The following is an 11,147-nucleotide window of genomic DNA, read 5'->3' on the forward strand; positions in this document are numbered from 1 at the left end:
CCACGCACCTGTCTACGTGCGTAGACCCGTTCCGCCACAGTGAGGAGGGGTACATGAGCCGCACCGTCATCCACGGCGGTCTCGTCATCACCGCGTCCGACGAGATCCACGCCGATGTGCTCATCGAGGACGGCCGCATCGCCGCGCTCGCGGCACCCGACAGCGAGGCCGCCGGGAGCTGGAGCGCCGACCGGAGCATCGACGCCACCGGCAAATACGTCATCCCCGGCGGCGTCGACGCGCACACCCACATGGAGATGCCCTTCGGTGGCACCTACGCCTCGGACACCTTCGAGACCGGCACCCGGGCGGCCGCCTGGGGCGGCACCACCACGATCGTCGACTTCGCCGTCCAGACCGTGGGCCACGCGGTCCGTGAAGGGCTCGACGCCTGGTATGCGAAGGCCGACGGCAACTGCGCCGTCGACTACGCGTTCCACATGATCCTCTCCGACGTGAACGAGTCCTCGCTCAAGGAGATGGACCTCCTCGTCGCGGAGGGCGTCACCTCCTTCAAGCTCTTCATGGCGTACCCCGGCGTCTTCTACAGCGACGACGGACAGATCCTGCGCGCCATGCAACGGGCCTCCCACAACGGCGGGCTGATCATGATGCACGCGGAGAACGGCATCGCCATCGACGTCCTCGTCGAACAGGCCCTGGCCGCCGGCCACACCGATCCGCGCCACCACGGGGACGTCCGCAAGGTGGCGCTGGAGGCCGAGGCCACCCACCGCGCCATCCAGCTCGCCCGTGTCGCCGGAGCCCCGCTGTACGTCGTCCACGTCTCCGCCGACGAGTCCGTCGCCGAGCTCGCAGCCGCCCGCCACAAGGGGCTGCCCGTCTTCGGCGAGACCTGCCCGCAGTACCTCTACCTCTCCACCGACAACCTCGCGGAGCCGGACTTCGAGGGCGCCAAGTACGTCTGCTCCACCCCACTGCGGCCCAGGGAGCACCAGGAAGCCCTCTGGCGGGGCCTCAGGAACGACGAACTCCAGGTGGTCTCCACCGACCACTGCCCCTTCTGTTTCTCCGGCCAGAAGGAACTGGGACGCGGGGACTTCTCGAAGATCCCCAACGGGATGCCCGGCGTGGAGAACCGGATGGACCTTCTCCACCAAGCGGTCGTGGACGGACACATCTCACGCCGCCGCTGGATCGAGATCGCCTGCGCCTCCCCGGCCCGGATGTTCGGCCTCTACCCGAAGAAGGGCACCATCGCCCCGGGTGCCGACGCCGACGTCGTCGTCTACGACCCGGCGGCCGAACACACCATCTCCGCCGAGACCCACCACATGAACGTCGACTACTCGGCCTACGAGGGCAAGCGCATCACCGGCCGGGTGGAAACGGTCCTCTCGCGCGGCGAACTCGTCATCGACGGGCGGAAGTTCACCGGCCGGGCCGGTCACGGCACGTACACCCCGCGCGCCACCTGCCAGTACCTGGACTAGGAGTACCCGCATGGACTTCGGACTCGTCCTCCAGACCGACCCGCCCGCCTCATCGGTCGTCGACCTGATGCGCCGCGCCGAACACAACGGCTTCAGCCACGGCTGGACCTTCGACTCGGCGGTGCTCTGGCAGGAACCGTTCGTCATCTACAGCCGGATCCTCGAACACACCGACCGCCTCGTCGTCGGCCCCATGGTCACCAACCCCGGCACCCGCACCTGGGAGGTCACCGCCTCCACCTTCGCCACCCTCAACGACATGTACGGCAACCGCACCGTCTGCGGCATCGGCAGGGGCGACTCCGCGATGCGGGTCGCGGGACGCAAGCCCAACACCCTGGCCCGTCTGGGCGAGGCCATCGACGTCATCCGCGACCTCGCCGAGGGGCGGGAGGCCGTCGTTGACGGGCAGTCGCTCAGGATCCCCTGGGTGAAGGACGGCAAGCTGCCGGTGTGGATGGCCGCCTACGGTCCCAAGGCGCTCGCCCTCGCCGGGCAGAAGGCGGACGGCTTCATCCTCCAGCTCGCCGACCCGTTCCTGACCGAATGGATGGTCAAGGCGGTGCGGGACGCGGCGCAGCGGGCCGGCCGCGACCCGCGCTCCGTGACCATCTGCGTCGCCGCACCCGCGTACGTCACTGCCGACGACTCGCCAGGGGCCCTGGCCCACGCCCGCGAGCAGTGCCGCTGGTTCGGCGGCATGGTCGGCAACCACGTCGCGGACCTCGTCGCCAAGTACGGCGAGCACTCCGGCATGGTCCCGGACGAACTCACCGCGTACATCAAGGACCGGCACGGCTACGACTACAGCCACCACGGCCGCACCGGAAACCCCGACACCGCGTTCGTGCCGGACGAGATCGTCGACCGGTTCTGCGTGCTGGGACCCGCCGAGGCGCACATCGAGAAGCTGCGCTCCCTGCGCGATCTGGGTGTCGACCAGTTCGCCGTCTACGCGATGCACGACGCGCGCGAGGAGACGATCGACGCCTACGGCTCCCGGATCATCCCCGCCCTGACCCCCTGACACCCGCCACCGCGCGCCACGGACAGGCCCGTTCGGCGACCCGGAGGCCAATCCCGTTCGTCCGACGGCCCGAGTCGCCCGACCGCCCGTCCGGCCGATCCCGTACGACGGTGGTGGGCCCGCCACCACCGTCGTACACGCCACGGCCGTAAGCCCCCCACGTACACGCACGGCACAGCCCCGCACCGCACGGCACCGCTCCCGAGCGAAGGGTCCAGCCGCCATGACCTCGACCGTCCCACCGACCCCGCCCACACCGCCTCTCCCACCGGCATCGCCGCACGGCCGGACGACCGACGGCACGGACCGCGTCGAACTCGCCCCGGGCGACGTCCCCGCCGACAGCCGTTTCGCCAACGAGGACCTGCTGCCCGTTCCGCTGGAACGGCGCCGCTGGACGACGTACAACTTCACCGCGCTCTGGGTCGGCATGGCCCACAACATTCCGTCCTGGTTGCTCGCCTCCGGCCTGGTGGCCCTCGGCATGGACTGGAAGCAGGCCGTTCTCACCATCGCGCTCGCCAACGTCATCGTGCTCGGGCCGATGCTGCTCACCGGGCACGCCGGGCCCAAGTACGGCATCCCGTTCCCCGTTCTGGCCCGGGCCTCCTTCGGACTGCGCGGTGCGAATCTGCCCGCCCTGATCCGGGCGGCGGTGGCCTGCGCCTGGTTCGGCATCCAGACGTGGATCGGTGGTGTCGGCATCTTCACGCTGCTCGGGAAGATCTTCGGCGGCTGGGCCACCGCCTCCGTCGTCGCCGGACAGCCGTGGACGCTCTGGCTGTGCTTCCTGTTCTTCTGGGCGCTCGAACTCGCCATCATCCACCGGGGGATGGACGCCCTGCGCCGGTTCGAGAACTGGGCGGCACCGTTCGTCATCGTCGGCGCCGCGGTGCTGCTGATCTGGATCGCCGTACGGGCGGGCGGCTTCGGCCCGCTGCTCGACCAGCCCTCGCGGCTCGGCTGGGGCAAGGAGTTCTGGCCCGTCTTCTTCCCCTCCCTGATGGGCATGATCGCCTTCTGGGCCACGCTCTCCCTGAACATCCCCGACTTCACCCGCTTCGGAGCCGGCCAGCGCGCCCAGATCCGGGGCCAGGCGCTCGGACTGCCGACCACCATGACGCTCTTCGCGCTGCTGTCGGTCCTGGTCACCTCCGGTTCGCAGGCCGTCTACGGGGAGGCGATCTGGGACCCGGTCCAGCTCGTCGCCAGGACCGACAACGTCTTCGGTCTGCTCTTCGGCCTGGTGACCGTGCTGGTCGCGACGGTGTCCGTGAACATCGCGGCGAACGTCGTGTCACCGGCGTACGACCTGGCGAACGCCGCCCCGCGCTTCATCGGCTTCCGCACGGGCGCCCTGATCACCGGCGTCGTCGGCGTGCTGATCATGCCGTGGAAGCTCACCAGCACGCCCGAGCTGTACATCTTCACCTGGCTCGGACTGGTCGGCGGGCTGCTCGGCACGGTCGCGGGCATCCTGATCGCCGACTACTGGATCGTCCGGCGCACCGTTCTCGACCTCCCGGACCTCTACCGTCCCGGTGGCCGGTACTGGTACGCGAACGGCTGGAACCCGCGGGCCGTCGTCGCGTTCGCGGTGGGCGGCGTCCTCGCGATCGGCGGCTCCCACTCCGCTCCCGGCACCGGCCCGTTCCCGGCCGACGGCCTGATCCCGTTCCTCAAGCCGCTCGCGGACTACGGATGGGCGGTCGGGCTGGTCTCGTCGCTGCTGCTGTACGTGGTGCTCGGCGGCCGGTCCGCGATCACAGGGGCGCCGTCGTACGGCCCGGCAGAGCGTTGATGTCGTACGTCTCCTCCGGCGGCGGGGCGGTCGCGGACACCGGCGCGTCGAACGCCGAGAGGTCCGCGACCGCGTGCGCCCTGCCGCCCTCCACCGTGATCCTCAGCGGGTAGGGCCGGCCGGTGGCAGCGACGTACATCGTCAGCGTCCGGCCGTCCCTGATCCGGGTCAGCGGCACCACCGGAGCCCCGTCGAGCGTCGTGCGCCTGCCCTTGTTCAGCGTGCCCCGGTCGTTCTCCGCGTTGTCGACGACCAGCCGACGGAGACGGTCCAGGTCGCATCCGGCCGTCACACCGTGCAGCCTCGGATCGTCGGCCGAAGCCTTCAGGTACCGCCCGTCGAGGATCGCGGCGAACGCCGGGCCGCCGACCGGCACCTGGTTCTTCCAGAAGTCCGTGTCGGGCTTGAGCCATATGTCGTCGGCGCGCTTCACGATCCGGACCGACCCCCGGCCGCCGCCGAGGTCCACCGAACCGTCGCAGTTGCCGTCCCGGTCCATGGTGAGTGCCAGTTCCGCCGACGGGTCGTGGCCGCCGAGGTCGCCCCGCGAGCCGAGGTGCAGGGAACGGACGCCGAGCAGCGCGTCGCGCGAGCGGTCGGCGATCTGCTGGGCGGAGAGCGTGTCGATGCCGTTGTCCGCCCGGGCCGTACCGCCCCCGAGGACGCCGTCGCTCACGAGTCCCGCCATCGTCAACAGGGCCGCGGCCAGGGCGATCCGGCGTGCGCCGGTGCGTCGGGTGGTGGTGATCACGGCGCCTCCCTCCACGAGCCCGTAGGGGCCGGTCCAGGTATGCGATCCGATCCATCCGAGCGTACGACGCAGCGGGACGCGGTGCGCGACGGCGCACGCCGGGGCGGGCGGGCCGCGTCGCGCCGTCGCTGGTGCTGTGGCCGGAGAGGTTTGCCGGGCGTCGCGAGCCGGTGGACCTTTCCGGTCGCAGCACCAGGAGTACCGCTTCGGGCCCAACGGTTGAGCGGACCGTCCTGAACTGGTTACCCTCCGGTAAGCGCGTGCGGTCATACGGGTGCGGGCGCGGCGCGCACCCGTCGGCACGAGGAAGGCGGGCAGCCCATGTCCTCAACGGAAGCCGTGGCGGCCACCGGACCGGCCCACCCGGCCGGGCTGGCCGACAGCGCACGGGAGCTGGCCGAGGGCCGTACCACCTCGGAGAGGCTGGTGTCCGAGGCCCTGACCCGTATCGAGGCGTGCCACGACACCCTCAACGCGTTCCGTCATCTGCGTGCCGATGCCGCGCTCGCCGAGGCGGCCGAGGCCGACCGCCGGCTCGCTGCGGGAGAGCGGCTGCCGCTGCTCGGGGTGCCGGTCGCCGTCAAGGACGACACCGATGTCAGCGGGATGCCGACCTACTTCGGCTGCGGCGGTGATCTGCCCTCGGCCAACGCCGACAGCGAGGCCGTGCGACGGCTGCGGGCCGCCGGTGCCGTGATCGTCGGCAAGACCAACTCCTGCGAACTCGGCCAGTGGCCGTTCACCGAGGGCCCCGCCTTCGGCGCCACCCGCAACCCGTGGCACACCGGGCACACCCCCGGCGGCTCGTCCGGCGGATCCGCCGCGGCCGTCGCCGCCGGACTGGTGCCCGCGGCCCTGGGGTCGGACGGCGCCGGTTCCGTCAGGATCCCCGCGGCCTGGACCCACCTCGTCGGCATCAAACCGCAGCGCGGCCGGATCTCCGTCCACCCCCACAGCGACGCCTTCCAGGGACTCACCGTCAACGGACCACTGGCCAGGACCGTCGCCGACGCGGCCCTGCTGCTCGACGCGGTCGCCGGGCCCCACCCCGACGATCCGCACCGCCCGCCCGCCGTCGAGGCGTCGGCCGCCGCCCGCCGCGAACCGGGCCGGCTGCGCATCGCCCTGGCCTGGCGCCCCCCGCTCACCCTCACCCGCGCCGAGCCCCACCCCGACGTGCGCCGGGCCGTCACCGCCCTGGCCGAGACGCTCGCCCTCCTCGGCCACGACGTCGAGGAGGCCCGGCCCCGCTACGGGCTGATCGGGCTCGGTTTCGTCCCCCGCGCCACCGCGGGGATCGCCGAACTCGCCGCCCGCCACCCGGACCCCGCGCTCCTCGACCCCCGCACCCGCAGCGCGCTGCGCACCGGAACCCGGCTCGGCGGCCGGGTGGTGCGCGCGGCCAGGGCGCGGGAAGTGAGCCAGCACCGCCGGATCGGCGCGTTCTTCCGCGCGCCCGGCGCGGCCACCGGCTACGACGTGCTGCTCACCCCGACGACCGCCCTGCCGCCGCCCCCGATCGGACGGTTCGACGGGCTGAGTGCCTGGCGCACCGACGTGGCGATGGCCGAGGCGTGCCCGTATGCCTGGCCCTGGAACGTGCTGGGCTGGCCGGGCATCAATGTTCCGGCAGGGTTCACCTCCGAGGGGCTGCCTGTCGGCGCCCAACTGCTCGGTCCCTCCCGCAGCGAGGAACGGCTGATCTCGCTCGCCGCCCAGCTGGAGGCGGAACGCCGTTGGTACGAGTTCCGGCCGCCCGCCGCCCGTCCCGCCCCGGCCGCGGGCGGGCGGTGACCTTCCCGTCCCCTCGCGGTCGCGTCGGCGGCCGGCCTCCGGTCGGACGACGGCGGTTCGAAGACGGGCCCCGGCCGGTCGGCCGGCCCGTCGCCGGACCACCCGAGCGGCCCACCGGACCCGTGACGAGCGATCGCCCCCGCCGGTCACGCCCGGCTGATACCGACTCCCCGCCGACGGCATGCGCCGCATGCGCCCGACGACGCCCCGCGCACACCGTTGTCCGCACGCCGGGGCGCCGCGGACGTTCGCACCGGAGCGCCGCAGGCAGGACCATGGAGTGGACCGGAGTGGATGGGTGGTGAGCAGTATGGCGTCCGCAGGCCCGCAGCCCGCGCCCGGCGCCGAACCGCCGCAGCCCAGTTTTCTCGGCAACCTCCACCCCGCCTTCGACACGGCGAACGACGCGACGGCGGTGCTCTCCGGAAGCGGAACGGTCATCGGGTGGACGCAGAGCGCACAGGACCTCCTCGGGTACCGCGCCGCCGAGGTCGTCGGGCGCTCCGCCGCGTTCCTGCTCGCGACGGCCGAGGACCCGGTCCGCGTCGCGGGAATCGCCGAACGGTGCCGTGCCGGCGCCGGGTGGACCGGGATCGGCGAGGTGCGGCGGCGCGACGGCCGGCGGACCGAGGTGGATCTGCGGGTCTCCGCCTCCTTCCAGCTGGACGGCCGGGAGGCGTTCCTGGTCTCCGCCCGGGAACGGAGGGCGGAACGGGCGGTGGGGCAGTCCGTGCTGGACGCCTTCCTGACCAGTTCGCCGATCGGCATGGCCGTGATGGACCCGCAGCTGCGCTGCGTCTGGGTGAACGACACCCTGGAGCGGATCGGCGGCATCCCGCGCGAACAGCGCCTGGGCCGTCGCATGAGCGAACTGCTCCCGGGACTGGAGGCCGACGCCATCGAGACCCTGATGCGAAGGGTGCTGGACACGGGCGTCCCCGTCATGGACTACGAGTACCGGGGTTGGAGCTGGGCGGATCCGCACCGCCAGCGTGCGTATTCCACCTCGTTCTTCCCGCTGACCGACGGCGAGGGCGCCGTCACCGGCATCTGCTACATGGTCACGGACGTCACCGACCGGTGGAAGGCCCAGCAGCGCCTGGCCCTGGTCAACGACGCCGGGGCCAGTATCGGCAGCACCCTGGACGTGATGCGCACCGCCCAGGAACTGGCCGACTTCGCGGTGCCGCGCTTCGCCGACCTGGTCTTCGTCGACCTGCTGGAACCGGTGGCCCGCCCCGGGGAACCGGGGCTGTGGCCGGGCGACCCGGGACACGCGCCCCCGGTGGTCTTCGCCACGCCGCTCTCCGGGAGGGGTGCCGTGCGTACGAACGCCGCCTCGTCCCGGCCCAGGATGCGACGCGCCGCCATGAACTCGGTGCGGGAGGGCGTCCCGGAGGCGGTCTGCCGGATCGGGGACCCGGTGGACTTCCTGCCGCCGCCGTACGACGCGCGGTTCCTCGTCGAGGGCGAACCCGTCCTGATCCCGGTCCTCGAATCCCTCAGCCGTCTGCTGACCGTCGAGCAGCCCGCGCGCGCGGAACGCATCCGCGAATTCGGCCTGCACTCCCTGATCGTGGTGCCCATGCGGGCCCGGGACACGGTCCTCGGGCTGACCACCTTCATGCGCTCGGTGAACAAGGTCCCGTTCGAACCGGACGACGTGCTGCCCGCCCGCGAACTGGTGGCCCGCGCGGCGGTGAGCGTGGACAACGCCCGCCGCTACACCCGCGAGCACGCCGCGGCGCTGACCCTGCAACGCAGTCTGCTTCCGCACACCCTGCCCGGAGGGATGGCCCTGGACGTGGCGTCCTTGTACCTCCCGGCGGATGCCAAGGACGGGGTCGGGGGAGACTGGTTCGACGTGATCCCGCTCTCCGGCGCCCGGGTCGCCCTGGTCGTCGGCGACGTCGTCGGACACGGCATCAGCGCCGCCGCCACCATGGGCAGGCTCCGCACCGCCGTCCACACCCTCGCCGACATGGACCTCCCTCCCGACGAACTCCTGGCCCACCTCGACGACCTCGTCCTGCGCCTGAGCGAGGAGGAACCCGAGGGAGGGGCGAGCGGCATGACGGTGCTCGGCGCCACCTGCCTGTACGCGATCTACGACCCGGTCACCCAACGCTGCACCATGGCCCGCGCGGGCCACCCGCCGCCCGCCGTCGTCTCCCCGGACGGGCGCGTCAGCTTTCCCGAACTGCCCCCGGGACCACCGCTGGGGCTGGGCGGAATGCCCTTCGAGACAGCGGAGATCGACCTCCCGGAAGGCAGCCTGATCGCCCTCTACACCAATGGCCTCATCGAGGGCCGGGACCGGGATCCCGAACTCGGCATGTCCCGCCTCGGCGGCGCCCTGTCCCAGCGCGGACTGCCCCTGGACGCGCTGTGCGACTCGGTCGTCGAGCAGCTGCTCCCGGCCCCGCAGCCCGACGACGTGGCCCTGCTGCTGGCCCGTACCCACGAGCTGAGCGCCGAGCACGTCGTCTCGTGGGAGGTGCCCTCCGACCCGGCGGCCGTCGCGGGCGTGCGGTCGCGCACCGCACGCCTGCTTCGGAGCTGGGGCCTGGAGGAGCTGGAGACGACGACCGAGCTGATCGTCAGCGAACTGGTCACCAACGCCGTGAGATATGCCACGGGACCGATCCGGCTGCGGCTGCTGCGTCAGTCCGTCCTGATCTGCGAGGTCTCCGACACCAGCAGCACCTCACCGCGGCTGCGGCACGCCAGGACCACGGACGAGGGCGGTCGTGGCCTCTTCCTGGTCGCCCAGCTCACGCGCCGCTGGGGGACCCGCTACACACCCGAGGGAAAGGTCATCTGGACCGAACAGGATCTTCCGCGGACCGGCGGCTGAGTCTCCCTTGGAGCGGCGACCGGATCTCCCGCGGAGCGGCGACCAGATCTTCTGCGGACCGGCGATCTTCCGCGGACCGGCGACGGAATCTCCTGCGGGCCGGTGAACGAACCTTCTGCGGAGCGGCGGCCGGGAGGGGCTCCCGTGTTCCCTCCGCGCCGTACGCGGCGGCCCCTGCCGCGTGATCACGCACGCACGCGACCATATGGTCTATGACCGGTGAGTATAGTCCCGTGCATGATCTCCGCCTTCCCCCCATGTGATCGGTTCGTACGCGGTGTGCGCCCATGCGCGCACCGTGTGGTGGTGCCCGGTGCCCGAATATCCGACCGGAGCTGGTGACGGATGTCGACAGCGATTCGGAAGCAGGAACCGGGAGCCGGTTCTGGGCCCGCGAGCGGCGCATCGCCCCGGAAGTGGCGCTGGGACTGGCCGGTGCTGCTGGTGTGCGCGGTCTCGGCGCTGGCGGTGGGGCTGTCCTCGCCCCCCGGTACGGCGCAGGAGGCCTGGGGCCTGGCCGCGGCGGTCGGTTACGGCTGCGCGGCCGTGGTCGCGCTGACGACGGCCACGCCGTGGTCCCGGGTTCCCGCCGTCGTCGCGACCGCCGGATCGGTGGTGGCCCCCCTGCTCTACCTCACCGTCGTCGGCAAGGCGCAGATGGAGGTCGGGGTCGTCGAACGGTCGGCCGACCTGCTGTTCTCCTCCGGCACCGTGTACAACGACGCTCCGCACGTGGTGCCGGACTTCAACCCGTACCTGCCCGGAATGGCGCTGTTCGGCATTCCCCACGTGCTGTTCGGCGACACCCCGTTCACCAGCGCCCGGCTGTGGTTCGCGCTCGGTTTCCTGGCCGCGGTGATCGGTACCGTACGGGTGCTGACCAAGGGGCGGGACACCGAGGGCGGTGCGGGCGGCGCCTTTGTCCCCTCGGCCGTGACGGGCGTGTTCTGGCTGGTCGCCTGCCCCGTCGTCGCGCTGCCGCTGACCATCGGGGGCGTCGACCCGCCGGTCGTCGGACTCGTCTGCCTGGCCCTGGCCTTCGCGGACCGGCGCAACGACCTGGGGGCGGGGCTGGCCCTCGGCGCCGCCGCCGCGCTCAAGTGGACCGCCTGGCCGGCCATCCCGGTGATCGTCGCCCTGTTCGCGGTGTGCCTCGGCAGGCGTGCCGCCGTCAGGAGCGCGGTGCTCGCCGTCGGGATCGCGGTGCTGTGCACCGTGCCCGTGGCGCTGGTGGACCTGGACGCGTTCTACCAGAACGTGGTCCTCTACCCGTCGGGACTGGCCGAGGCGGCGTCGACCGCGGCGAGTCCGCTGCTCGGGCACCTGATCGTCACCCTGGTCCCGCACGGGCAGACGGTCACCATGGTGCTCATCGCGTTGAGCGCCCTGGGCGTGGGCGTGTCCCTGCTGGTGCGTCCGCCGCGGACCCCCGTCGCGGCCGCGGACCGGCTCGCGCTGGGGCT

The 11,147-nt window shown here is 72.2% G+C and carries 7 protein-coding genes; 6 read left to right on the plus strand and 1 reads right to left on the minus strand.

Annotation, left to right across the window (positions count from 1 at the left end; all coding sequences use genetic code 11):
• Positions 1–53 precede the first annotated feature (53 nt).
• The 3 genes from hydA (at position 54) to AMK22_RS07070 (ending at position 4,282) form a co-directional block, all read left to right on the plus strand.
• Positions 54–1,454, plus strand: a complete 1,401-nt coding sequence (gene hydA, locus AMK22_RS07060) for a dihydropyrimidinase (RefSeq protein WP_073782404.1) — start codon at positions 54–56, stop codon at positions 1,452–1,454.
• 10 nt (positions 1,455–1,464) lie between these two features.
• Positions 1,465–2,481, plus strand: a complete 1,017-nt coding sequence (locus AMK22_RS07065; protein WP_073782406.1) for a TIGR03842 family LLM class F420-dependent oxidoreductase — start codon at positions 1,465–1,467, stop codon at positions 2,479–2,481.
• Positions 2,482–2,704: 223 nt separating this feature from the next.
• A complete protein-coding gene (locus AMK22_RS07070) occupies positions 2,705–4,282 on the plus strand; it encodes an NCS1 family nucleobase:cation symporter-1 (RefSeq protein ID WP_073782408.1) in 1,578 nt (525 codons plus the stop codon).
• Here the strand turns inward: AMK22_RS07070 and AMK22_RS07075 are convergent.
• The gene (locus AMK22_RS07075; RefSeq protein ID WP_073782849.1) at positions 4,245–4,970 is read right to left on the minus strand and encodes a hypothetical protein; all 726 of its coding nucleotides are present in this window, start codon (positions 4,968–4,970) and stop codon (positions 4,245–4,247) included. The genes AMK22_RS07070 and AMK22_RS07075 overlap by 38 nt on opposite strands.
• A gap of 384 nt (positions 4,971–5,354) precedes the next feature.
• On the opposite strand from AMK22_RS07075, the gene AMK22_RS07080 reads away from it, so the two are divergent.
• The 3 genes from AMK22_RS07080 to AMK22_RS07090 form a co-directional block, all read left to right on the plus strand.
• Positions 5,355–6,827 (plus strand): amidase, encoded by a 1,473-nt coding sequence (locus tag AMK22_RS07080; RefSeq protein ID WP_073782410.1) that lies wholly within the window; start codon positions 5,355–5,357, stop codon positions 6,825–6,827.
• A gap of 310 nt (positions 6,828–7,137) precedes the next feature.
• Positions 7,138–9,684: a SpoIIE family protein phosphatase gene (locus AMK22_RS07085; RefSeq protein WP_073782412.1), complete on the plus strand. Its 2,547-nt coding sequence runs from the start codon at positions 7,138–7,140 to the stop codon at positions 9,682–9,684.
• Between the two features lie 345 nt (positions 9,685–10,029).
• Positions 10,030–11,147: glycosyltransferase 87 family protein (locus tag AMK22_RS07090; RefSeq protein WP_242433862.1), on the plus strand; the 1,118-nt coding region annotated here is incomplete at its 3' end.

The organism is Streptomyces sp. CB01580 (assembly GCF_001905795.1).
GTDB lineage: Bacteria > Actinomycetota > Actinomycetes > Streptomycetales > Streptomycetaceae > Streptomyces.

Coding starts and splice junctions, on each gene's coding strand:
- AMK22_RS07075 (WP_073782849.1), bottom strand. CDS start 4,970: ATGGCGGGACTCGTGAGCGACGGCGTCCTCGGGGGCGGTACGGCCCGG.
- AMK22_RS07065 (WP_073782406.1), top strand. CDS start 1,465: ATGGACTTCGGACTCGTCCTCCAGACCGACCCGCCCGCCTCATCGGTC.
- AMK22_RS07085 (WP_073782412.1), top strand. CDS start 7,138: ATGGCGTCCGCAGGCCCGCAGCCCGCGCCCGGCGCCGAACCGCCGCAG.
- AMK22_RS07070 (WP_073782408.1), top strand. CDS start 2,705: ATGACCTCGACCGTCCCACCGACCCCGCCCACACCGCCTCTCCCACCG.
- hydA (WP_073782404.1), top strand. CDS start 54: ATGAGCCGCACCGTCATCCACGGCGGTCTCGTCATCACCGCGTCCGAC.
- AMK22_RS07080 (WP_073782410.1), top strand. CDS start 5,355: ATGTCCTCAACGGAAGCCGTGGCGGCCACCGGACCGGCCCACCCGGCC.